The organism is Sphingobium sp. ZW T5_29 (assembly GCF_044987515.1).
Classification (GTDB): domain Bacteria; phylum Pseudomonadota; class Alphaproteobacteria; order Sphingomonadales; family Sphingomonadaceae; genus Sphingobium.
Map to the genome: position 1 here is coordinate 149,555 of NZ_JBJDRM010000003.1, position 22,519 is coordinate 172,073.

A 22,519-nucleotide genomic window follows, 5' to 3' on the forward strand; every position below is an offset into this window, starting at 1 on the left:
GAAGGGGAAGCTCATAATAGTCATGAAGTAGAAACACATAATTCCCGACGATACAGAACGGCGCTCTGCTCGGTCGCAGCGGCGGAGTGAGGGACCGCCGACAGGGGAAGGCCGCCCGCGCGTGCCTCATCCTTAGGGTTAGCTACAATGCGCACCGCTGGCTCCCGATGCGCTTTTGCACTGCGGGACCACAGCAATCATACCCATTTCAAGGAAACGGCCATCGGGCCGATTACCACCGCATGCTCCGCAAGATGAGGGAGATTAGCATGGCGTCCGCTCAGCTGACATTGACCGACGGCACCGGTTCGCCCAGCGGCTCCGCGAAACCGCGCGACCTGTCCTTCGAACTGCAGCAAATGAGCGCCCGCCAGATCTGGTTTATGCTGCGGCGGCACATCAAGCTTGTGGCCGGGATCGTGATCACCTGCGTCCTGATCGTGCTGGCGATCCAACTCCGGCTGCCCAATTTGTACCAAGCGACCGCGACCGTTCAGGTGCAGCTCAACGACGCTTCTGGATCGAACCAGGCAGATGCCGTCCGCAATCAGCAACGTGTAGCGAACGAAGCGCGCATGTACCGGTCGCAAGCCTTGGCGGAAAAGGTGGTGAAGGACCTGAAGCTTCACCGCAATCCCCACTTCAACAACAATATCCCCATGACTGTGCCATACGCTGCGTCCCAACTGATCGGCAAAACACAGATATCGAGTTCGCCCGATTCCGATGTGATCGACATCACCGTCCAGTCGCGAAAGCCAGATATGGCCGCTCGTATCGCCAACCGCTTTGTCGAGAGCCTGCAAGAGTTGCGTTCGGAAAGGCGGCAGGAGTGGCGAGATGGCGTCACTCGCGCATTGACCAATGAAGCGGGTCGGCTGTCCAGCGAGGCCTGGCGGGCTGAACAGGCGGTCGCCGACTTCCGGCGCGAGCATGCGATGCCGGTGGGCGCTGGCAGCGCCGAGGATTATCAGCAGATGAACAGGTTGGCCGTCGAAGCGGCGTCCAGCGCCGCGCTGAGTTCAGGCATGCGGGCCCAGGCGGCCGGCGTCAGCAGCGCGGCAGGCATGCGCACCGTGGCAGGCGCCACATCACCCGCGCTGGACAATCTGCAGAAGCAATATGACGACCTTGTCCGTCAAAGATCGGAACTGTCCGTGCAGATGGGCACAAACCATCCGCAGATGCAGGCGTTGAGCGCACAGATCGGCCAAGTCGGAAATGCCATGTCCCAGGAACGCTCGTCCGTCATCTCGGCCCAGCAGGCGCGCAATAATGCCGACGCCGGGCGTGAGCGCGCCCTGGCGATCGCGGAGGCAAACGGGGCGGCGGCCCGTGCCGGTCAGTTGCAGGCGCGGCTGAACGCGATCACCAGCGCGGCGTTCCGAAATAACGCCAATTCGGTGGACCTTTCAATCCTGGAACGCCGCGCGGAAGTCGCGCGCCAAGCCTATCTGACGACGGCGCAACGCGCGCAGACGGTACGTGCGGAGCTGGAGACAACCGGCGTCAATTCGACCATGATGTCGGCAGCCCCCGTCCCACTCTATCCTGTTGCCCCGGCACCCAAGAAAATGGCCGTTGCTGCTTTTGTCGGATCGTCGATGCTGGCGCTGCTGATCGTTCTGGGGATCGAGATGTTCGACAATAAGCTGCGTAGCGGCGAACAACTGCGTCGGCTGTTCGGGCTGCGCACGCTGGCAATGCTGCCCGCGATGCCCCAGGCCATCGGAGCGACGGTTGAAGATAACCCGGTCGTCACCGAACCCCAATCCCTGTTCACGGAAGTTGCCAGGAATTTGGCAAGCGAGATCGAGGCCCTGCCCCGGATGGAAGGCAGCCAGCGCGTGCTGGTTACATCGCCCATGCCAGGCGATGGCAAGTCCAGCGTGGCGCTGACGTTGGCAGCAGCCGCTGCGTCGATGGGGCGGCGCGCGATCGTCGTCGATCTTGACCTGCGTCGGCCTGGACCAAGCGTGCTGCGCAGCATCCAGGACAATTCGAATCTGCCCGACCTAATCGACGTGCTGAGCCATAAGGGCGAAACGCGGAAGCTAATTCCACAGATCGAATCGCATGTCGAACATGACGCGGCGCATGGCGCCGCGCCTGCATCGCTGCTGCCCGTGGTTCTCAGCACCCGCGAACAGATACGCAATCCGGCTGCGCTGGTGCAGGGATGGCAGGTAGCACGCCTGCTGGATGAACTGCGCGAACAGTTCGACCTGGTCGTCATTAACGCCCCGGCAATTCTGGCGGTCCGGGACGCGAGAACCCTTTCCAGCCTGGCCGATTCGACCCTGATGGTAGTGCGCTGGGGTTCGACAACCGTGGAACAGTTGCGAGCATCGCTACAGATGGTCAACAATCAAGTCGCGGGCGCGGTTTTCAACCAGGTCGACTATGAAGAACATGCCCGGCGCGGTTATGGCGACGCGGTGCAGTTTTATATGGGGTCCGCTGCATATTATTCGGACAGCTTCCCTGTCCGGCAGAAATGGACGAAGACCGCCAGCGATCGCGTACGCAGAGCTTTCACGCGCGAAGCGGCTTGAGGGGCAGCGGGGCGTTGGACGGCACCGGCCTCGAAAGCTTTATGGCACAGGGCGAAACCAAAGCGCTACAACTGCTTATCATCGATCCAAGCCCCCTTCGCCGCGCGTGCATGACGGTGGCGCTGGAATCGAGCGGGCTGAAAGTCATGTCACTCGCCACGCTTGATGACAGACCCCCGCAATGCGAAGCCGATGTCATTCTGTTCCAGGCGGGGGACACGCCCGAGGAGGCCGCGTCCCTGACCGAACAGATCGCCAGAGCCGCACGGCGCTGGCAAGATGTGGCGGTCCTGGTCATCGCAGACCATAATGATCAACGGCTGATGCTGTCCGCGATCGCCGCTGGCGCGCATGGTGTATTGACGTCCAACATCAGCGTACCACGCATCCAGGAAGCCTTGGCTTTGCTGAACGACGGACTATCAATCTATCCCGTTGCGGTGAGCAAGGCTATCCAGACCCGGTTAAAAATTCAGGCCAGCCCGTCCGGCGACACAAGCGATCGGGTCAGAACGGCAATGGATCAACTCGCCACGCTGACCAGGCGGCAAAGGGACGTGCTGGAACTATTGGCGCAAGGCGCGTCGAACAAGGATATCGCCAACCGCCTGCAGATCAGCGAGAGCACTGTGAAGGTCCATGTGCGAGCGATCATGGCGCTGAAAGGCGCGTCAAACCGGACACAGATTGTCGCTCATCTGCTCAACGGCGGTGATCTGGGCGATTAGGGAAGGGCGCATCTGGCCTGATGCGCGGCGCCTTCCGGCACCGCGTCCGAGCCTCAGCCGACGTTGGCGGCGACTTGCGGGCGTCGCGACCTTCGCAGCCAGAATATGTCCATAAGCACAACCTCAACCACGCCCAATATGACATGGGCGATATTTCCGCCCAAGGCGCCATAGCGCGGAACCGCATAGCTGGCGACCACGACGAAGATCGCAGTTCCAAGGCTGGAAATAGCCAACACATGCCAGGACTGGTTCATCGCCAGCATGGCCGATCGTGAAGGGGCCGCGTGCAACAACAGCATCACCGCGATCAATTGGGTGACGAGCAGGACATAGGCATCGGAATAGGCCGCGCCCGGCCCCACGCGGATCAGCAAAGGGCCAATCAGCCAGCCGCCCGCCAGCATGAGGATTCCCACCAGCGCGAGCGCAGCCTGCACTTGCAGCGTTGTCGCCCTAAATGCGCGCACATTGCCTTTGGCCCACATACGGCTGACATCGGGATAGATCACGGCCTGTACCTGCGCCCCGACCTGCATCGCGACCTTGGCGATCCGCTTGGCGAGGTAATAAACCGCTGCCGCGCTCGTGCCCGCCAGCGCACCGACAAAGAGGGAGTCGGCTTCGGTCGTGATCACGCGCAAGGTCAGCGATAGATTTGTCGAGCAGGCAAAGCCGAAAAAGCCGGGAAAATCCTTGATAAGGCCCTTCAGCTTCGCATGGAGCGGGTTCGCTATGCCCATCCCGCGAAGCGCGCGGAAACCGGTCCAGAAAACGATAAGGGATCCAAAAACCTGAGCGACGGTCCATGCCACCATGAATCCCAGGACGCCGGCGCCGGTCAGCATGCAGTACAGGGCAAAAAGGATACGCAGCACATTGCCTGCAACCTGCGCGTAGGCGAGCATTTTGAACTGGCCCGACAGGCGCAGGGCCGCGACAGGCACGCCTGCGATATTGAAAAGCGTGGCGATCGAGTAAATGGCGACCAACTGTATATGCAGCGGTTGCAGCCCGAATAAGGGACCCAGGAGCAACGCCAGCGCAATGGCACTGACAGCGGCCAAGGCGGCAGCGCCCATGTCCAGCATGAGCCCATAGCAATAGAGCCGCTGCATGCGGCGCGGCGACGCCCGATTTTCCTCCTGAACGGCAAAACGGATTAGCGGTTGCCAGGATTCGAAGCGCAGGATGCGCTCCACGACCCGATTATAGGACAGGACCAGCACCATGACGCCATAGGTCGCTGGTCCCAAGGACCGGGCGGCCATGGCGACGCTTACCAGCATGATGAGGGCATTCAGGAAATTTCCTGACAGTAAATGCCCAACGGCGACCAAGCGTGTGCGCGTCCCCTTTACAAGGAACGCGCCAAACCTGTCGCGCAGTATCCGCAGGGCGCGCGGTGCGCCCTGATTGATCGGATATGTCATGATGACCCCTTTGGGCCGGTAATTGTCAGGATTGGCTCAGCGCGCCGCCAATTCCATGGGCGGAAGCTGCGCGGCAGGCGGAATATGCATGCCGACCGGCAAATCCGGTTCCACTTCGGTCACACGGCCACGCATGCCGTGATTAGCCGCCCAGATCGCTGCCTGAGTGCGGTTCTTGACGCGGAGCTTGCGAAGCACCGCCTTCACATGAACCTTCACGGTCGCTTCACTGATTTCCATACGCTTGGATATGACCTTGTTGGGGCATCCCATGATGAGCCAGCGGAGGATTTCAAGTTCGCGATCGGACAGGCAGGCCGCGTCCACCGGGCGTTCGACTTCCAGTGCATCCGCAAGGCTCGGCCGCGACTGCAATTCATCTGCCAACTGGGGTGGCAGCACCCGCTCACCCATTGCCACCAGTCGCAAGGTAGCTACCAGCCGGTCGCAGGAAATTTCCTTCACGATATAGCCCAGCGCGCCCAGCTGGAACGCCTTCAACATGATCTGGAAATCGAAGCGGTCGGACAAGAGGACAAGGTAGGAACAGGAAAATCGCTTCTTGAGGAGAGACAATTTGTCCTCATCAAGATCATCCATCCCATTGTCGATGAGCAGGAGCGCCGGAGCGTTATCCTCCTCGGGCATTTCCACCATCTCCAGTGCGGAGGCGATAGTGGCAAATTGCGTCACTCGGAACTCGCGATCCATGAGGATCCTGCTAAGTCCCTCTCTTACGATTGCATTTCCGCACAACAGACGCACATTGACTGGGTAAGCCATTGGGTGTTCCCCTCATGATCCCTTCCATCTTCGCTCGCAGGCCCCGAAGAAGTATGGAAGTCCAGTTATCAAATGCCTGCAGTGCAACCCTTTCTTTTGCTTTCAACAACTTATGACTAGCACATTTCCAGCTATAGAGTCCTACAATGCATGATGGAAATTTAGGATTATACTAAGATTCCGTTAAAATACTGATTTTATCGGGTATTTTTTGGAAATCCAAGGCAACATATCGTTAATGAAAGGCCCGAATTAAACCTTTTGATGTAAGACGAACGTTTTAAGAATCGGAGGATATAGCCCCCTTTCTACCTAACTAAAAGGCTGGGGCAAAGGCAGGAAGAGAATCGCAGGGACGCCGATTGCGAAAGCTAAGTAGCTGATATTCGAGCATTCATGCCATTACCGGATTTACCATGAATGGTGCTGGCGACGCCGCGGACAGACGTTGGGGGTAGAAACGGCAAAAATGGGCGAGTCGGCCTGTGAAATAGCGGCAACGGCAGCTTGGACGACCCCTTATGCCACCTGTCGTATCATGACGAACGCCTCCGCTGCATGGCGGTAGACCGTAGCGCCCCTGAGCGTTGCCAAGGCCCGGATGGCGTCGATCGACCGCTCGTCGGGACTCGGTTTGACCTGCGTCTCAAAGCTCGAAAACGCCGCGATCTTGGCGTCTATCGTGGCGCTGATATCAATGAAGACATTGGGAATGAAAGCGGGCGTGACACCGGGCGCCAGCCAATTGGTTTCAGACAGCGTTTCATAGGCCAGCACGCATGCCGGACCGCTGCTGGAGCGAGGCCGGGCATGAACCATCGCCGCGTTGAACACGATCTGATGATCCAGATGGATGTCGCCGACAAACGGAACCAGCATAAGGTCCGGTTCTATACGCGACAGCGCACCTGACAGGGCATGGTTCAAATCGCTGCGTGGAACTTGGTCGAGCGCAGCGGCAGGAAAATCGAGGAAATGTGTCTTCGCAACGCCAATCATGGCGTGAGCGTTTAGCGTTTCGCGGCGAATGCGATCGACCAGGCTCTGTTCGAACAGGGGCGGCTGGCCACGCGTGACCACGATCACATGCACCTCTATCCCGGCCGCGGCCGCGCGCGCCATGGTGCCACCGCAACCTAATATCTCATCGTCCGGGTGGGGCGCCACAACGGCGATTCTGCGAACAGTCGATAGCAGATCCATTCATTCATTCCCCAAGCTGGACATGCAATCTGGGCGGCTTTTCAGCCCCGCTCCAGTCCGTAACGGCGAGCGCGGTGCGATTTCCGCACATCACGGTAAAGCTGTTTTCAGCGCGCGCGATCACCTGCCCAGGCCGGGCGAGATGCGGTTCTGCATCTTCGACCGATGCGGCCCAGATATGAAGATCAGCCGCATTCAGCCGGGTAAACGCGCCGGGATAAGGACGCCCCGACGCGCGGATGAGGCGCGCCACTTCGGACGCCGACAAGCTCCAATCGATCAGGCCGTCGATCGGCGTCCGCCGTGCTGCCCAGGTCGCGCATGCCTCATCCTGCACAATGCGTCCCGCTTGGTCCCGCGCGAGCGCGCCCAGCGAGCGATCAAGCATCGTTGTTAAGGCCGCCATATGCTTTGCATAAAGGGAAGATGCGGTTTCAAGCGGGGCTACGTGAAAAAACTGCTGGTCCAGGATTGCCCCCGTATCGGTGCCCGCATCTATCCAGAACAATGATCCCGCCGTAATCGGCTCTTGCCTAAGAATCGTCCAGGGTATGGCGGCCCGGCCACGAAGCCGGGGCAATGCCGCAGGGTGATAGCCAATGACGCGGTCGCTGAAGCGCTCCATGAAGCGCGGCCCGCAAATCTGGGACCAGCCCATGACGAACACATAATCGGGACGTACTTTTGCCATGGCATCCAATGCTTCGTCCCTGTTGATGTTATCGACATGAATCACGGGGCAGTCCTTGGCACGCGCCGCCACAGTTATGTCGGTGAAATCCGAATGGCGGTGGCTGAGTTCAGGTTGCAGGGTAACAACCCCGCCAATGGTCCAGTGGGGATGCCGGATCAGCGCATCAAACGCGATGCTCGTGGTTTCAACCGCCCCAATGAGGAGGGCGCGCTTCATCGGCATGCCAATCGATCCTTTTTTCCCCGGCGATCACCACCCCGATCGTGTGCATTAGTATCTGGGCGTCAAGCGCCGCAGATCGGTTGCCTACATACCAGAGATCGTATCGAAGCTTTTCCTCGACGGTCAGCAGCGTGTTCCCGCTGACCTGCGCCAACCCGGTGAGGCCGGGACGGACAAGGCCGCGTATCCTGCCCGCTTCGCCGAGCGCATGGATTGTGTGCGGAAGCAACGGACGCGGCCCCACGAAATCCATGTCGCCGCGCACGATGTTGATCAGTTCGGGCAATTCGTCCAGCCGCGAGCGCCGTAGAAAGCGCCCCACGACCGTCACCCGCAGTTGGTCGGGCAGGGGAACGCCCTTGTCATTGGTCAGATCGCGCATGCTGCGGAATTTGAGCATCTCAAATTCACGTCCGCCCTTCCCACTGCGCACCTGTCGGAACAATATGGGTCGTCCCACGCTGGATAGGACGAGCAGCCCCAATATCAGCAAAAGCGGTGACGCGAGCAGCAAGCCGACAGCCGCACTCCACGCCGCCGGTCGGACCAGTGGGATCATGCACCCTCCGGCGTGAGTATGGCTCTGCTAGCGCCTCTAGACGGGGTCGCCGAGACGGAATCCTTGCCTTGCAGCCGCATGACATCGAGCAGCATGGAGTTCACCTTGTCGACATCATAGATGTCCACGGCCTTTTGACGCGCAGCCTGAGCCATATTCCTGACCAGCGTCGGATCGGATGCCAGACGTTCCATCGCGGCGGCCAACGCCAGTGCATCGCGGGGTGGAACCAACAGGCCATTGACCCCCGGCTGAATTGGATCGCGGCAACCTGGCATATCCGTAGTGATCACCGGCCGCCCGGTCGCCAGCGCCTCCAGGATCGTGCGGGGCAATCCCTCACGATAGTAAGACGGAAGAACAAAGACATGGGCCGATGCGACAAAGCTGCGGACATCGCGGGTTTCAGGTAGAATTTCGATCAGCCCCTCTTCCCGCCATTGCCGCAGGTCGGCGGTGCTGTAGCCGGTCGGGTTTTCAGTCTCTGGGCGGCTCAATAGCAGAAAACGGGCGTCGGGGTGCTTGCGCCGCAACAGGCGCGCGGCTTCGACATATTCGCCCACGCCCTTGTCGCGCATCAGCCGTCCCACCATGAGGAAGGTGAAGGGGCCATCGGGCAAGGGCGCCTGCGCGAAATGGCGCACGTCTATGCCCGACCCCGGCACCTGCATCACGCGCTGGTCTGGCGAAACGATGCCGCTATCCAACATCTCTCGATGATCGTCGCTGTTGAACACGAAGATGCATTCGGCCCGGCGCACGCCACTACGGTAAAGCCGCGACACTGCAGTACGCAGCCAACGGCGTTCCCGCGCTTCGCCGCTGAAGACATAGCCAAGCCCGCTCATGACCGCGAAATAGCGGGACCGCCCCAGCAGACGTGTGGCAAGCCCGCCGTAGATGATGGGCTTTTGCGTGTAGGCAATCACGACATCGGGCCGCTCGGCCCGCAGCAGACACAGATAATGGAACAGGGTTCGCGCGTCGTGCAACGGGTTGGTCCCCGCCCGCGCCATCGGTGTCCGGCGGAACCGCACGCCCATGGCTGCCAGCCGGACGAGAACTTCAGGCTCTTCGTCAGGTGCGCACGCCAGCACATCATGTCCCTGCGCCACCATGCGGGCAATCAACGCGCCGCGAAAGTTGATGAGCGACCAGGACAGGCTGGAAAGGATCACCACCTTCATTCTGCACTGACCCTTCCTTGAAACAGGACCGCCGATCGCCCACTGCCTTGCCGGGGTATCACAGCGCCTGCTCGGCAAGGCCTGTGCATCGGTAGATTACCCCTTTGAGGCAGTGCGGCGGCGAGTAGGCGCTGCATCGCGCCTCGCCATTGCGCGCATGGGAAGCGCGAATAGCCAAAAGCGCCACCGATCGCTTCAGGCGGGACCAGCGTGGGATAAAGGATAGTGTCTGATCGACCGATTACCGTGCGGCGAAGCTTCCGATAGCTTGATTGCAGACCGGCGGATGTCGGAAGTAGCCGCGCATCTGTTTTCCATCTGCTGCCGGTTTCTTCCTTTCCGCCTGGACAGGATCGCTACGGGGAGCCCGGAATGTCGAATGTTGCGTCCACCAGGCAGGATCGGACCCCCGATGTCCAGCATGATATTCCTGCCACGACATTGCTGATGCGGATCGAGGCAGTCGGGCGGGCATTCGTCGAAAAGAGCCCGCTCCGCGCCCGCGCCGTCAGGCTCGCCACGATCCTGATGGTCGATGCGCTGGCAATGCTGGCGGCATTCCAGCTGTCGCTGATGATACTTTCCAGCCTGAGCATGTCGCCCACAATGTATGATCCAAGGTTCGCCATTGCCTTTGTCGGGGTCAATCTGGCGATGCTGTTCATGATCGGCACCTATCGACGGAGCTGGCGATTCGTGTCGGTCGGAGATGCGTTGCGCGTCGCAGGCAGTCTGCTCGTCACCTCATGGCTGATCTGGATGGTCACCGCCGGGTTCGTCATTCCACAGAAAATGTATCGCGTCATGATGGCGACCTTCCTGACCGTCAATGTTCCGATCACGGTGGCGGCGCTGCTGGCTGTTCGCGTCGCGCGGCGGGCCTTCTTCCGCTATCTTCGCACCGCGCGGCTGCAACAGTCCGCGCAGACGCGACGCCGCATCCTGTTGCTGGGCGAACTGGACTGGGCGCGGGTGATGGCCGATCTGGTCCCGACCGATACCCAGTCGGGCCTTGAGATTGTCGGCGTGATCTCCTTTGACGGGCGCGACCGACGGCTTCAGGTCGGCGGCCTCCCGATCCTGGGTTCACCCGACATGCTGCCTCAGATCGTCGCCCAACTGGATCGCGCGGGCAAACGCCCGGTCAGTCTGGTGGTGCAGGAAAGCAGCGAGCGGCTGGACCGCCAGCAGATCCTGCGCATCGCAGCGGCTGCCGAGCAAGAAAATCTAATCGTTTCACGATTCCGCAACCCGTGGACCGGCGCCCAGCCGGACAAGGGCGACCGTCTGTCGATCGAAAAAATGCCGCTCGCCGAACTGCTGGGCCGCCCTGAAATCACGGTCCAGCACAGTTATCTGGAACGGGTCGTCACTGGCGCGCGCATCATGGTGACGGGAGCGGGCGGAACGATCGGCGGCGAACTGGTTCGCCAGTTGGCCTATTACCGCCCGGCCGAAATCATATTGCTCGATCACGCCGAATATAACCTCTATGCTATCGAGCTGGAAGCAAGGGAATCATTCCCCGACGTCCGTTTCCATGCCGAACTTTGCTCCATCCGCCAGCGCGCGGCATTATGGCAAGTGTTCGAAAGGCGGCGGCCGGAAATCGTCTTCCACGCCGCCGCGCTCAAGCATGTGCCGATGGTAGAGGCCAATCCCTGCGCAGGTGTCCACACCAATGTGCTGGGGACGCGCAATGTCGCAGACGCCGTCTGCGAATTCGAAGCGCGCGCCATGGTCCAGATATCGACCGACAAGGCAGTCAATCCCGTTGGCCTGATGGGCGCGACCAAGCGGTTGGGCGAGCTTTATTGTCAGGCGCTGGACCTGATCGGCAGTTGCGACCCTGACAGCCCGCGTTTCCTGACGGTCCGGTTCGGCAACGTGCTGGGGTCCAGCGGGTCGTTGATCCCGCTGTTCCAGCACCAGATCGCCGCGGGTAAGCCACTGACGGTCACCCACCCCGACATAGAACGGTTTTTCATGACAGTGCAGGAGGCCGTGCTGCTGATCCTGCAGAGCAGCGCCCGCGCCCTGGAAACCGATTCGGAACGCGGCACCATCTTCGTCCTGGACATGGGCGAACCAGTGAAGATCGTCGAAATTGCTCGAAGAGTTATCCGCATGGCGGGCCTTCGCCCCGACATCGACGTGCCGATCAAGTTCATCGGCCTGCGTCCAGGCGAAAAGCTGTTCGAGGAACTGTTCGATACATCGGAAGACAAGATCGAAAGCGCCATTCCGGGTATTTTCGAGGCGATGCCATCGCCCATTCCCTTGGAAATGCTTGTCGAAGGATTTGGCCAGCTGGCCCGGCTGATCGCGGCGGGGGATTCACGGGAATTGATCCGCCTGACCCATGAGATGGTCGCGGCGTCGGCCAGTTCGCGCTGGGCGCAAATATTGCGTCGGCTCGCTGCGGAAAGCCAGGACACGGTGTTCATGATGCCGCGGGGAGCTGAATCCGCACCGGCTTTACCCGCAGCGCCATCGCCCCTGCCGCGCGACGTCGCCTGACCTTATCAGGAGCAACATATGATCCAAGCAGCCGCCGCTTCCCTTTTTACCGTCCAGAGCCTGGCAGGCAACGAGCGGCCAAGCCCGCTTGACCATCCCGAACTGCGCTGGCCCCAGCACGAACCGGACGAGATTGCCGCCGTTGTGCGGCTGCTCGAAACCGGGCGCGTCAATTCGATGATGCATGGCGAACAGACGCGTCAATTCGAAGCCGAATTCGCCGCTTTCTGCGGGATGCCCCATGGCATAGCCGTGTCCAACGGCACCGTTGCGCTGGAGCTGGCGCTCCGCGCGCTGGGGGTGGGGCCGGGCGATGAGGTCATCGTCCCCTGCCGCAGCTTTTTCGCGACCGCCGCCTGTGTCATCGCGGTGGGTGCAACGCCGGTCTTCGCGGACATAGACCCGGTCAGCAACGGGATGGATCCGGCGTCGGCACGCAGGATGGTCACGCCGCGAACCTCCGCTATCCTTTGCGTCCATGTGGGCGGTTGGCCCTGCGACATGTTGGCCCTGCGCGCGTTGGCTGATGCGAAAGAATTGTGGCTGATCGAGGATTGTGCCCAGGCGCATGGGGCCAGCCGGAATGGCCAGATGGCAGGATCGCTGGGGGACGCGGCTGCTTTCTCCTTCTGCACGGACAAGATCATGTCGACGGGTGGCGAAGGCGGCATGCTGCTGCTGCGGACCGAAGCGCACTGGAAACGGGCCTGGGCTTATAAGGACCACGGCAAGAATCCCGACAAATTCTTCAGCCCCCCGACGGAGAGTGGCTTTCGCTACTTGCACGACAGTTTCGGCACCAATTGGCGCATGACCGAAATGCAGGCGGCCATCGGTCGGCGACAGTTGGCAAAACTTCCTGGCTGGATAGCCAAACGGCGGCGGAATGCGGATGCCCTGGCCCGATTGCTGGCCGATGAGACGGGTGTTGAGGTGCCTGCGATCCCCGATCATGTCGGTCATGCCTTCTACCGCCTTTACGTCATGATAGACCCGGCGCGGCTGGGTGGAGCTGGAACAACCGCTGCAGTCATTGACCGGATGTGCCGCATGGGCATGCCGGTGGGCAGCGGATCCTGCGCGGATATGTCTCAAGAGGCGGCGTTTGAGGAAATCGCACCGCAGCGCGACGGGGCATTGGCCGCCGCGCGCGAGGCCGGGCGGCGCAGCATCGCCTTTCCTGTCGACCATCTGCTCGACGAATATGACATGCACCGCATGGCCAACTGCCTGCGGATAGCATTGGCTGAACTGGATAATTGAAGAAAAAGCGAGGCGCAAAAGCATGACGATCAATCATCGCCTGCCACATTTTGTTATCATTGGCGCGGTCAAGGGCGCCACGACCTGGATCCACAACCAGTTGAGAGATAATCCCGCCGTCTATCTGCCCGCGCCGGAACCGCATTTCTTCAGCCAGGAATATGATTGCGGACTCGATCATTATCGCCGCTTCTTCGACGGAGCGGCGCCTGGCCAGTTGCTGGGCGAAAAATCTGCAGATTATCTCGCCCATCCGCTGGCAGCCGCACGCATGGCTTCGGTCCTGCCGCAGGCCCGGCTGGTCGTACAACTGCGCAACCCCGTCGACCGCGCCTATTCCGACTATAAGATGCTGTTCCGGCGTGGCACCGTGACGCAGGGACCGGAAGCTTATCTGGACGGACGGCCAAGCGATCAACCGCGCTTTCTGGAAGATGGCCTCTATGCCCGTCATATCCGCCGCTGGCTTGTCCATTTCAGCGCTGACCAGATCAAGATCATCCTGTTCGAGGATGTAAAGGCCACGCCTGAACAGACGGTAGCGACGGTCAGCGCACATATTGGCGCACTTTGCCATTATTCAAAGCGAGTAGGGGCAAACCCGCGCAACGACAGTAGCGAGCGATTCCTGCCCCTGCCGGTGCGCACCGCGCTGGCGCCGCTTAAGGAAGCTGCCCGACCGCTGCGGGGCAACAGCATGTTCGAAAGGGTGCGCGGACTGTTCGCCCGTCAAATTCAGTACCCGCCGCTGTCCGATCCGCTGCGAGCGCGCATGATGGACTATTATGCGCGGGACATTGACGACCTGGAAACACTCATAGACCGCGACCTAAGCCATTGGAAACAAAGATCCCGCCTGGCAGCATAGGGAAAACATCCCAAAAGCGCTGGCGAAATATCCCCTTTTCGCCCGTGCCCGATACGAAATTGCTCGCCGCAACGTGCCGGAAAGGCTTACACTCCGACCGTCAGTTGAGAGGGGAAACAGATGAGCAAGCGGTTCACCCATTGTGTCTGCCTGGGCATTTTCGTTCTGACGGCAGCCTGTTCCAGCGGTCTTTCCAACCTAGCGAGCCTACCACCCGCCCCGACAGTCGCCTACCGTCTGGGTGCTGGCGATGAAGTCCGGGTTTCAATCCCTGGCCTTACGCCCACCGGTGCAACCGAGGCGAGCTATGTCGTCAACGACCGAGGCCAAATCGCCCTGCCGGTCCTGGGCGACGTTCCTGCCAGCGGCAAGACCGTGCCGGAACTGCAAACCAGCATCGCGGAACTGTTAACGCAACGACAATTGTTGAACGCTCCGACTGTCAGCGTGCAGCCGGTCAGGCTGCGCCCCTTCTATGTGCTGGGTGAGGTCAAAAGTCCTGGCGAATATCAGTATCGCGCTGGCATGTCGGTTCTGGCGGCCGTTTCTGCGGCAGGCGGCTACACCTTTCGCGCCCAACAAGGCAATGTCGGGGTCACCCGCGTAATCGATGGCCGTCAGGTTGAAGGCCGGGCCAGCGAACGCGACATCATCCAGCCAGGCGATACGATCCGCATCTATGAGAAGTGGTTCTGATGCGGAACCGGTCATCGGCGCAGGTCGCCATCGCCATCGCGGTCGTCGGCAGCGCCCTGCCAGCCACCGTGGCCCATGCACAGGATCTTCGATCCAGCGAGACGTTCCTGGATGTTCCATCCGCCTTGTTCGTGCCCACGCCGCTGAGGCTGGGCACCGCAACGGCCACAATCGGGGTCGACACCCGGCTGGAATATGACAGCAACATCTATGCCCAGGCGTCCGATGAAAAGGATGACTTCAAGCTGCTGGTCAACCCCTATGTGGCGCTGGTCCGATCTGGCGGCACGCTCCAGCTTTCGGCTCGCGCCGTCGGTAATTTTCGCCGTTATTTTCAATATGACCGCGAAAATGCCGAAGCTGGAGAGGTCGCCGCGGGGGCAACCTGGACGCCATCAGCCGCCGACAAGGTTACGGCTGAGGCGAGCTGGAGCCGCGTCGTAGAGGATCGCGGCGAGCCTGAAGCGCGCGTCGCCACCCTGATCGGCCCGCGCAAACTCAACGTGTTGAATGGCGACCTGTCCTACACCCGCCAAGGGGCGCGGTTTGGGGTCATGGTGCGCGGGACCGCCAGCCGATCACGATATCTAAGCGACCTGGACGATGATCGTGAGCTTGACAATTATGGGGTCCTGGGGCGCGTCCTGGTGCGAGCCACGCCGCTGATAAATGGCTTTGTCGAAGGCTTTGTGTCAAAGCGTGACTACAGGATCACGCCGGTCGGCAGCCCTGATCGCGATTCGTCCACCTATGGCGGGCGCGTGGGGGTCGCCGTTGATCCGGGTGGCACGGTTCGCGGCGAAGCAGCCGTGGGCCTCTATCGATTTGATCCCAAGGATTCATCGATCGAAGCGCGCACCCGCCTGTCTGCGCAGGTCAGCATGACCTATTCGCCGCAGACGCGCACAGCTATTACGCTGGACGGGTTCATAGGCAATGTCGCAACCTACCGCATCGGGGTCCAATCCCGCGAAGACATGCGCTTCCGCCTGGGCGTCCAGCAGGAAATTCGTCACAATCTGAGGGGCGAAGTGGGTCTGGTCTATCGCCGCAGCCAATTCTTTGGCGCAGGCGACGTTCAGAAAATCTACGGGGTGACCGGAGAGCTGGAATATTCGCTCAACCGCCGCATCGCGATCGCGGCCGACGTGCGTTATGCCAAACGCGCGAGTTCCAATCCGTTCGACGAATTCGAGCGCATCCGTGCCGGATTGGTACTGCGGCTTCACTACTAACCCATTGTGCGGCGGCCCTTTCATCCGAAGGGTCGCCGCCTACCCCCTACGCGCAATGGACTTGTAAGGTCCTGGCACAGAAACTTGGCAGCAACATCATGTTGTGAACAAGGATGCCTGATGCTCGTCCGCGCAAGCCGACCACCGAACATCGCCTTCGTCCTCCCAGGGTTGGGAGCAGGCGGGTCGGAACATATCGTCAGCCTGTTGTGCAATCATTTTGCAGCGCTGGGCTGGACGGTCAGGCTGATCGTATTCGAGGATGAGGCGACACCGGCCTATTATAGCCACCATCCAGCCGTTCGCATCGTGCGCCTGGGCATGAAGTCCCGCCGCAGACCCGCCCCTGCCGCAGCCTTGACCATGTTCAAGCGGAGGCAGAGGCTGCAAGCCGCCATTGAAGAAGCTGCACCTGATTTGGTGATCAGCTTCCTGACGCGAACCAACATACTGTCCGTGCTGAGCGCCCGGCGGATCGGCGTGCCGGTGATCGTGTCGGAACGCAATAATCCCGAATTGCAAACCGTAGGGTCGGTCTGGAGCAGACTACGCCAATGGACATATCCGCAATCGGCGGGACTAGTCACCATGACCCAAGGCGCGATGAACCATTTCGCCCGCACGATGACGGTGCGGGGATGGGTCATCCCCAACCCGGCACCGCCACCTGCCGCCGCCATGCCACGCATTTCGGATGGCAGGACCATCGGGGCCGTGGGAAGGCTGGTGCCGCAGAAGGGCTTCGATCGACTGATCGACGCCTTCGCCCGCGTGGCGACCGATATTCCCGAATGGCGCCTGGTGATCTGGGGCGAAGGCCCTGATCGCGCGGCACTGGAAGCGCAGCGGGACAGGTTGGGCCTGTCCGGTCGAGTCACCCTGCCGGGCATTACCCGCCAGCCGGGCGAATGGATCGCCCAGTCTGACATGTTCGTCCTGTCGTCCCGTTTTGAAGGCTGGGGTATTGTGGTGGGCGAAGCGATGGCCGGGGGCCTGCCGGTCATTTCGTTCGACTGCCCCTGGGGACCGGCGGAAATGATCGAGCAGGGTCGTAGCGGCGTACTGGTGCCCAACGGCGATGTCCCGGCGCTGGGCGATGCGATGGCCGTGCTTTGCCGCGATCCCGATCGACGCCAGGCGCTGAGCAACGCGGCAAAGGCGCGCATGACGCTATTCGATATGGACCATATCCTGGCCAGCTGGCGGTCGGTCATTTTCGAAGTGTTGAAGGATCATCCCATCGGAGCGGAGCAATGAAGGCGATGATGTTGAAGACCCTGGCCCGGACGGTAAAGCGGCGGTGGCGGGACGAACCCTATCTACGCATGGTGGCGGCGAGCGCCGACGCCTTTCTGGTGTCCTATCCCAAGAGCGGGCGGACGTGGCTACGCTATCTCCTGTCCTGTTACTTCGCGGAATGTGCCGGGCTGGGGTTTGAGCCCGATCTTACCACCACTTTTCGCGTGCTGCCAAATTTCGATCGTGATCCGGTTCGCGGCGTCGATGCCTTCACCGGTAGGGGCGCAAAGGCCGACCTGCCGCTCGTGCTGGTGAGCCATCTGCCCTATCGTCAACAGCTATTCCCCTACCGGCCGGTGCTTTTCCTGGTGCGCGACCCACGCGACGTGATCGTATCCGCCTATTTCCACGCGACGCGGCACAAAAGGAGCTTTTCGGGCGAGATGGACGCGTTCCTGTCGGAGGAACATTATGGCCTGGGCGCGCTGATTTCCTATCTCAATGGCTGGGCTGAGGGATTGAAGAACCATCCGCATCACATCATCAGCTACGAACAGATGCTCACCGACCCCGATGATGCGGTTACCGGCATCCTCAGGTTCCTTGGTGTCGAGCTTCGGCCCGACATATTGGCAAGAGCAATCTCCGCCGCGCGGTTCGACCGGATGCGCGACAAGGAACGGGACGGCGGCATCCCAGGCCACGACTATGACCGCACCGACACCCAAAGCATGCGGATGCGCAGCGGCAAGGCGGGAACCTTCGGCCAATGGCTTGAGGATGATCAGGCGAACCTGATCGTCGAGCGATGCCGCCGCGACCTGTCCGCGGAAGCCAAGGCGCTGATCGCCATCACTCACCCTGACTTCCAGTCGTTCCGCGAAAGCCGGTGACCGATGCGCATCTGTTCGATCATCACAAGTTTTACCTGCGGCGGTGCGGAAATGCTGGCCCGCGACCTGACGGAACGCTTTGTGGTAGTCGGCCATGACGCGACCGTCATCGCCTTGAGCGACGCGTCTCAGATCGGCAACGACCGCGACACCGAAGCCGCGATGATGGACCACATCCGACTGGCGGGTGGTCATGCGCTATCGCTGGGCCTGCACAGCCGCAACGCCTGGATCGCGGGCGCGCGCGCCCTGCGCCATGCCTTGCGAACTTCGCGCCCTGACGTCATCCACAGCCATACCGCCCGCGCGCTCCCCATCATCGCACTGGCGCGTCCGCGAGTGCCGGTGATCCTGACCCATCACAACAGCCGCCTGTCCTTTCCGCCCATGGCCTTCCACTTCTTCAACGGGATCGTGGACCGCTATGTCGCGATCAGTGAACAATGTGAGGCAACCCTGCGGCAGCACAGCCGCAAACCGGTTCAGCTGATCTGGAACGCCGCCAATCCACGGTTTCATGCCGCAAAACCCCGGCAGGAGCTGTTGCGGAACCCCAGCATCCTGGCCGTCGGTACGGTGTCGGAGCAAAAAGACTATCCGACGTTGGTAGGCGCCGCGCGGTTGCTGGCCGCCGCGCTCGCGCCCCAGGGTCGCAAGCCACGCATATCGATCGCGGGGGGTGGGCCAATGCTGCAGCAACTGCAAGCATTGGTAGACGCCACTGGCGCCAGCGAGAATGTGGAATTGCTCGGCGCTCGGCGCGATGTCGACATGCTGATGCGTCAGGCGGACCTGTTCGTGAACAGTTCGCTATGGGAAGGCTTTCCCATTTCGCTTATCGAAGCGGCGACCAGCGGCTTGCCCATGGTGGCCACCCATGTGGCCGGCAACAGGGAAATGATTGTGCCGGGGGTGAATGGGGTACTAGTGCCGCCGGGGGATGCTGAGGCTCTGGCGTCCGCCATGGCTGACGCCCTGTCGGATGAGGCGGCTTATGCCGCGCTGTCCGCCGGAGCGCTGGAAAGTGCACGCCGATTTTCGATCGAACGCTGCGCGACCGCCCATCTGGCGCTTTATGATGATGCGCGTGGCAGACGGGCCAACGCGCCCGTTTCCCTACGGGCTGCCGCGACGGGATGAGCACAAGCGAAACCATGCGGATAGCCGTCCTGACGGACATCCATGCACTTAGCGCCACGTTGGCATCGGCCCTTTCCGCGGCGCGTGTGGAAGGGTTCGATGCTATGCTGATCCTGGGTGATCTGTTGACCTATGGCGTCCATCCGGCAGAAACGCTGGACCTGGTTCAGGATGCCGTGGATCGGGATGGCGCGATCCTGTTGAGCGGCAATCACGATCTGCTCTACACTGCTGATGCGGACGCAGTTGCCTATGCCGCCAGCCTGCCGGACTGGTTGCGCGAAAGCATCGATTGGACCGCCCAGCGCGTGCCAGCAGGAATGATGGACCGCTTCGCCTGGCAGAGAAGTTGGGCACAAGGGCCGCTCTTTGCCGCCCATGCCAACCCCTATCCGTTCGGCGACTGGCGCTATATCCGATCCGCCGCCGATGCCCAGGCGGCGTCCCCCGCTTTGGCGGAGCGCGGCTATCGTTTCGGCCTTTTTGGACATTCCCACCGAATGCGGCGCTATGATTGCGATACAGAGACCATCTTCACCCTCGCCTCACTAGGCCAGCCGCGGGACGACCGGGACCGGACGCCGCAATGGGCCATGGTGACCCTGGACCAGCAGCACGTCACCATTGGATCGCGGCCCGTCAGTTTCAACACGGAGGACCATATGAAGGCGATCCACGCCACCAGCATGACGGCATCAACACGGGAGCGGCTCTGCCGGTTTTTCGCATGAAGGCACTTGTCACGGGCGCTGGTGCCGTTCTGGGTCAGGGCATCATCAAGTCTTTGCGGCAATCGACACTGGATTGCACGCTGATCGCCGCGGATCCCAACCCTCTTTCTTCAGGTCTTTATTGGGCGGACGCCGCCTACCGCCTTCCAATGGCCGATGATCCGTTATTCGGCGAGCGCATCGATGAGCTGCTGGACCGTGAGCGGCCAGATGTCGTGCTGGTGGGAACGGATGTCGAGCTAGCCTTCTTCGCAGAGCAGCGGCAACGGTTGGAGGCGCTGTTCGGGACGCATGTGATCGTCAGCGACCCGCGCGTGGTCGCGATTGCGGACGACAAACTGGAAACCGCACGTTTTTTCCAGAGCGTGGGCCTGAATCCGCCCCGCTCCGTGTGCGGGCAGGATGATGAAGGGGTGGAAGAACTGGTGGCGGAGATCGGTTTCCCACTCGTGGTCAAGCCGCGCGTGGGCGCTCGGTCGGTCGGCGTGTCCGTGGTGCGAAACAGGGACGCGCTTCAACAGGCGCGGGCCGACCGGGAGGGGTTGGTCGTTCAGGAATGCGTCGGCGATCCGGACAGCGAATATACCGCCAGCGTGCTATTCTTCGACGGCGATGTGCAAGCGTCGATCGTGATGCGACGCGATCTGCGCGACGGCAATACCTATCGGGCCTATACCGGCGACTACGCCGAACTGAACGAACAGGTTCGCTCATTGGGCCGCGCGCTTCGCCCCCACGGACCGGCCAACTTCCAGTTTCGCACTGACAAACGGGGCGAGCCGCGCGTCTTTGAGATCAACGCCCGCTTTTCCGGTACTACGCCTTTGCGCGCCATGGCGGGGTTCAATGAAGTGGAGATGTGCATACGCCACCTGCTGTTCGGCACCCCAATCGTGCAGCCCGAAGTTCGGTCCGGGGTGATCCTGCGCTACCTGGACGAAATGTTCGTCCAGCAGGATCGCATCGACGCGGTCCGGTGAAGCCGGGCGCTCTCCTCGCGCTGACGGGTGGGTCCGGCTTTATCGGTCGGCATTTCGCAGACGCCGCCAGGGCCAGGGGCTATCGCATCCGCCATCTCGGACGGCAAAGGCCCGCGGCGGCGGCGGAGGGGGACGAGTTTCGGTCGCTGGACTTGAGCTCCCTCGATCCGAATGCGTCCTTGCTGAAAGGGTGCGATGCTTTGGTCCATTTGGCAGCCTATATTCCGCGCAATCATGAAGATCCCGCAGAGGCCGCCCGCTGCTGGAACGTCAATGCCTTGGGGACGCTTGGACTGCTGGAGATGGCGGGTCGTGGAGACGTTGCCTATGTGGTCCAGACGAGCAGCGCCAACGCCTATGCCCCCACCAGCTTATCCCCCGACGAGGGGTCGGCGCTGTTCCCGTCGAGCCGGGGCTATTATCTCGGCTCCAAGATCATGCAGGAAATCTATGCCGAACAATATTGCCGGACCACGGGCTTGACGCTTGGCACCCTGCGGCTTGGTTCGGTTTATGGGCCGGGTCAGGAAAGCGGCGCGCTGGGCAATATGGTGCGGGCCGCGCAGGCCGGGCAGCCGATCCAGGTTATTGGATCGGGCCGCTTCGGTTCGGATCTGGTATTGGTCGATGACGTGGTTGAAGCGTTGCTGCTCGTACTCGAACGCGAGTCTTCCGGTCCCTTCAACGTGGGCAGTGGAATAAGGACCAGCATCGCCGAACTTGCCCGAGCACTGACGGACCTTACCGGTTCGCCCATTCACCAGGACATGTCATCGGGAGAATCCGATTGGGGCTTCCCCGCGCTCAATATCGAGCGCCTGAAAGCCTTGGGCTATTGCCCGACACCCATCGGTACGGGCCTACGCGCGATGCTGCCGTGCGGGGGAGAATTCGCCCCCAATGCATGAAAACCGGCACCGCGCGAGAAAGCGAGCACCGTTTTAGCTTCCGTTCGGACCGCCGGTGTTGCTGCCGCCGCCCATTCCGCCCATGCCACCGGCCCCCACAGCGCCGATATTGCCGAAAATTTCGTCCAGCAGGCTGCGATGACGGCCAAGCGTTGGCGTCTTGTCACCGGTAGGCGAGATTTTGGCAACCTGCTCCAACCCCATCCGATCGACCGCGGCGACATTGCCCGCAGGATCGAAACGGACGCGAAGGATCGTCTGCGCGACAGGCTTGGGATTAGAAAAAGCGAGCGCGCGCATGTCGCGCGACACATAATACCAGTCCTGTTCGCCAAACTGCGCGGCGAAGGTCGGACGTCCCAGCGTGCCTTCCACCGATGCGCGGTTGTCGACGCCAGGCTGGATGGAATCGACCAGCAGCTTGTCGACCTGATACCCTTGATGCGTGCGGATTCGGGTGCAACCCGACATCCCCAACGCGAGCGCCACAAGGCCACCCGCGAGCAAGATCCGCCCGCTGCGGGACTGTCGGCTGAACTGGCGCATGAACTTCTCCTGCCGGGACGGGACCCGGGAATCCTTAAAGCTGACCCCGCCATTGCATCCGGCGGCCTGCCGATCAATATGGAAATGAGCGGACCCCGGCAAGGGGGCCTCGTTCGGTTCATCCAGGAAACAGACA

Annotated in this window: 20 protein-coding genes; 13 read left to right on the plus strand and 7 right to left on the minus strand. The window is 61.3% G+C overall.

The window, feature by feature from the left end; genetic code table 11:
• The first annotated feature begins 269 nt into the window (after positions 1–269).
• Together ACI3KQ_RS03320 and ACI3KQ_RS03325 are read left to right on the plus strand one after the other, a co-directional pair.
• On the plus strand, positions 270–2,555 hold the full coding sequence (locus tag ACI3KQ_RS03320; protein WP_404954762.1) for a GumC family protein: 2,286 nt from the start codon (positions 270–272) through the stop codon (positions 2,553–2,555).
• A 41-nt stretch (positions 2,556–2,596) separates the two neighbouring features.
• Positions 2,597–3,283 (plus strand): LuxR C-terminal-related transcriptional regulator, encoded by a 687-nt coding sequence (locus ACI3KQ_RS03325; protein WP_404954764.1) that lies wholly within the window; start codon positions 2,597–2,599, stop codon positions 3,281–3,283.
• A gap of 53 nt (positions 3,284–3,336) precedes the next feature.
• Here the strand turns inward: ACI3KQ_RS03325 and ACI3KQ_RS03330 are convergent, their stop codons facing one another.
• The 6 genes from ACI3KQ_RS03330 to ACI3KQ_RS03355 all read right to left on the minus strand — a co-directional run bounded on the left by ACI3KQ_RS03330 (position 3,337) and on the right by ACI3KQ_RS03355 (position 9,364).
• On the minus strand, positions 3,337–4,716 hold the full coding sequence (locus tag ACI3KQ_RS03330) for a lipopolysaccharide biosynthesis protein (protein WP_404954766.1): 1,380 nt from the start codon (positions 4,714–4,716) through the stop codon (positions 3,337–3,339).
• Positions 4,717–4,752: 36 nt separating this feature from the next.
• Positions 4,753–5,499: a LuxR C-terminal-related transcriptional regulator gene (locus ACI3KQ_RS03335; RefSeq protein ID WP_404954768.1), complete on the minus strand. Its 747-nt coding sequence runs from the start codon at positions 5,497–5,499 to the stop codon at positions 4,753–4,755.
• A gap of 519 nt (positions 5,500–6,018) precedes the next feature.
• Positions 6,019–6,702, minus strand: a complete 684-nt coding sequence (locus ACI3KQ_RS03340; RefSeq protein WP_404954770.1) for a PIG-L deacetylase family protein — start codon at positions 6,700–6,702, stop codon at positions 6,019–6,021.
• A 4-nt stretch (positions 6,703–6,706) separates the two neighbouring features.
• Positions 6,707–7,618: a formyltransferase family protein gene (locus ACI3KQ_RS03345; RefSeq protein WP_404954772.1), complete on the minus strand. Its 912-nt coding sequence runs from the start codon at positions 7,616–7,618 to the stop codon at positions 6,707–6,709.
• Positions 7,581–8,177 carry a sugar transferase gene (locus ACI3KQ_RS03350; protein WP_404954774.1) on the minus strand — a complete coding sequence of 199 codons (597 nt, stop codon included), beginning with the start codon at positions 8,175–8,177 and terminating at the stop codon, positions 7,581–7,583. Before ACI3KQ_RS03350 ends, ACI3KQ_RS03345 begins: the two co-directional genes overlap by 38 nt.
• Positions 8,174–9,364 (minus strand): glycosyltransferase family 4 protein, encoded by a 1,191-nt coding sequence (locus ACI3KQ_RS03355; protein ID WP_404954776.1) that lies wholly within the window; start codon positions 9,362–9,364, stop codon positions 8,174–8,176. The genes ACI3KQ_RS03350 and ACI3KQ_RS03355 overlap by 4 nt, the downstream gene beginning before the upstream one ends.
• A gap of 372 nt (positions 9,365–9,736) precedes the next feature.
• On the opposite strand from ACI3KQ_RS03355, the gene ACI3KQ_RS03360 reads away from it, so the two are divergent.
• The 11 genes from ACI3KQ_RS03360 to ACI3KQ_RS03410 all read left to right on the plus strand — a co-directional run bounded on the left by ACI3KQ_RS03360 (position 9,737) and on the right by ACI3KQ_RS03410 (position 21,837).
• Positions 9,737–11,884 (plus strand): polysaccharide biosynthesis protein, encoded by a 2,148-nt coding sequence (locus ACI3KQ_RS03360; RefSeq protein WP_404954778.1) that lies wholly within the window; start codon positions 9,737–9,739, stop codon positions 11,882–11,884.
• A gap of 18 nt (positions 11,885–11,902) precedes the next feature.
• Positions 11,903–13,147 (plus strand): DegT/DnrJ/EryC1/StrS family aminotransferase, encoded by a 1,245-nt coding sequence (locus ACI3KQ_RS03365; RefSeq protein ID WP_404954780.1) that lies wholly within the window; start codon positions 11,903–11,905, stop codon positions 13,145–13,147.
• Positions 13,148–13,169: 22 nt separating this feature from the next.
• Positions 13,170–14,015: a sulfotransferase family protein gene (locus ACI3KQ_RS03370; protein WP_404954782.1), complete on the plus strand. Its 846-nt coding sequence runs from the start codon at positions 13,170–13,172 to the stop codon at positions 14,013–14,015.
• 120 nt (positions 14,016–14,135) lie between these two features.
• Positions 14,136–14,711: a polysaccharide biosynthesis/export family protein gene (locus ACI3KQ_RS03375; RefSeq protein ID WP_404954784.1), complete on the plus strand. Its 576-nt coding sequence runs from the start codon at positions 14,136–14,138 to the stop codon at positions 14,709–14,711.
• Complete coding sequence (locus tag ACI3KQ_RS03380; protein WP_404954786.1) at positions 14,711–15,946, plus strand: outer membrane beta-barrel protein; 1,236 nt, start codon at positions 14,711–14,713, stop codon at positions 15,944–15,946. Before ACI3KQ_RS03375 ends, ACI3KQ_RS03380 begins: the two co-directional genes overlap by 1 nt.
• A gap of 120 nt (positions 15,947–16,066) precedes the next feature.
• On the plus strand, positions 16,067–17,203 hold the full coding sequence (locus tag ACI3KQ_RS03385; RefSeq protein ID WP_404954788.1) for a glycosyltransferase family 4 protein: 1,137 nt from the start codon (positions 16,067–16,069) through the stop codon (positions 17,201–17,203).
• Positions 17,200–18,078, plus strand: a complete 879-nt coding sequence (locus ACI3KQ_RS03390) for a sulfotransferase domain-containing protein (protein ID WP_404954791.1) — start codon at positions 17,200–17,202, stop codon at positions 18,076–18,078. Before ACI3KQ_RS03385 ends, ACI3KQ_RS03390 begins: the two co-directional genes overlap by 4 nt.
• Before the next feature lie 3 nt (positions 18,079–18,081).
• On the plus strand, positions 18,082–19,218 hold the full coding sequence (locus ACI3KQ_RS03395; RefSeq protein WP_404954793.1) for a glycosyltransferase family 4 protein: 1,137 nt from the start codon (positions 18,082–18,084) through the stop codon (positions 19,216–19,218).
• Between the two features lie 14 nt (positions 19,219–19,232).
• Positions 19,233–19,949, plus strand: coding sequence for a metallophosphoesterase family protein (locus tag ACI3KQ_RS03400; RefSeq protein WP_404954795.1), 717 nt, complete (start codon positions 19,233–19,235; stop codon positions 19,947–19,949).
• Complete coding sequence (locus ACI3KQ_RS03405; RefSeq protein WP_404954797.1) at positions 19,946–20,929, plus strand: ATP-grasp domain-containing protein; 984 nt, start codon at positions 19,946–19,948, stop codon at positions 20,927–20,929. The genes ACI3KQ_RS03400 and ACI3KQ_RS03405 overlap by 4 nt, the downstream gene beginning before the upstream one ends.
• Positions 20,926–21,837: an NAD-dependent epimerase/dehydratase family protein gene (locus ACI3KQ_RS03410; protein WP_404954799.1), complete on the plus strand. Its 912-nt coding sequence runs from the start codon at positions 20,926–20,928 to the stop codon at positions 21,835–21,837. The genes ACI3KQ_RS03405 and ACI3KQ_RS03410 overlap by 4 nt, the downstream gene beginning before the upstream one ends.
• Positions 21,838–21,870: 33 nt before the next feature.
• Here the strand turns inward: ACI3KQ_RS03410 and ACI3KQ_RS03415 are convergent, their stop codons facing one another.
• A complete protein-coding gene (locus tag ACI3KQ_RS03415) occupies positions 21,871–22,383 on the minus strand; it encodes an outer membrane protein assembly factor BamE (protein WP_404954801.1) in 513 nt (170 codons plus the stop codon).
• Positions 22,384–22,519: the final 136 nt, after the last annotated feature.

Coding starts and splice junctions, on each gene's coding strand:
- ACI3KQ_RS03340 (WP_404954770.1), bottom strand. CDS start 6,702: ATGGATCTGCTATCGACTGTTCGCAGAATCGCCGTTGTGGCGCCCCAC.
- ACI3KQ_RS03320 (WP_404954762.1), top strand. CDS start 270: ATGGCGTCCGCTCAGCTGACATTGACCGACGGCACCGGTTCGCCCAGC.
- ACI3KQ_RS03390 (WP_404954791.1), top strand. CDS start 17,200: ATGAAGGCGATGATGTTGAAGACCCTGGCCCGGACGGTAAAGCGGCGG.
- ACI3KQ_RS03370 (WP_404954782.1), top strand. CDS start 13,170: ATGACGATCAATCATCGCCTGCCACATTTTGTTATCATTGGCGCGGTC.
- ACI3KQ_RS03365 (WP_404954780.1), top strand. CDS start 11,903: ATGATCCAAGCAGCCGCCGCTTCCCTTTTTACCGTCCAGAGCCTGGCA.
- ACI3KQ_RS03345 (WP_404954772.1), bottom strand. CDS start 7,618: ATGCCGATGAAGCGCGCCCTCCTCATTGGGGCGGTTGAAACCACGAGC.
- ACI3KQ_RS03360 (WP_404954778.1), top strand. CDS start 9,737: ATGTCGAATGTTGCGTCCACCAGGCAGGATCGGACCCCCGATGTCCAG.
- ACI3KQ_RS03405 (WP_404954797.1), top strand. CDS start 19,946: ATGAAGGCACTTGTCACGGGCGCTGGTGCCGTTCTGGGTCAGGGCATC.
- ACI3KQ_RS03325 (WP_404954764.1), top strand. CDS start 2,597: ATGGCACAGGGCGAAACCAAAGCGCTACAACTGCTTATCATCGATCCA.
- ACI3KQ_RS03380 (WP_404954786.1), top strand. CDS start 14,711: ATGCGGAACCGGTCATCGGCGCAGGTCGCCATCGCCATCGCGGTCGTC.
- ACI3KQ_RS03350 (WP_404954774.1), bottom strand. CDS start 8,177: ATGATCCCACTGGTCCGACCGGCGGCGTGGAGTGCGGCTGTCGGCTTG.
- ACI3KQ_RS03415 (WP_404954801.1), bottom strand. CDS start 22,383: ATGCGCCAGTTCAGCCGACAGTCCCGCAGCGGGCGGATCTTGCTCGCG.
- ACI3KQ_RS03355 (WP_404954776.1), bottom strand. CDS start 9,364: ATGAAGGTGGTGATCCTTTCCAGCCTGTCCTGGTCGCTCATCAACTTT.
- ACI3KQ_RS03330 (WP_404954766.1), bottom strand. CDS start 4,716: ATGACATATCCGATCAATCAGGGCGCACCGCGCGCCCTGCGGATACTG.
- ACI3KQ_RS03335 (WP_404954768.1), bottom strand. CDS start 5,499: ATGGCTTACCCAGTCAATGTGCGTCTGTTGTGCGGAAATGCAATCGTA.
- ACI3KQ_RS03375 (WP_404954784.1), top strand. CDS start 14,136: ATGAGCAAGCGGTTCACCCATTGTGTCTGCCTGGGCATTTTCGTTCTG.
- ACI3KQ_RS03400 (WP_404954795.1), top strand. CDS start 19,233: ATGCGGATAGCCGTCCTGACGGACATCCATGCACTTAGCGCCACGTTG.
- ACI3KQ_RS03385 (WP_404954788.1), top strand. CDS start 16,067: ATGCTCGTCCGCGCAAGCCGACCACCGAACATCGCCTTCGTCCTCCCA.
- ACI3KQ_RS03395 (WP_404954793.1), top strand. CDS start 18,082: ATGCGCATCTGTTCGATCATCACAAGTTTTACCTGCGGCGGTGCGGAA.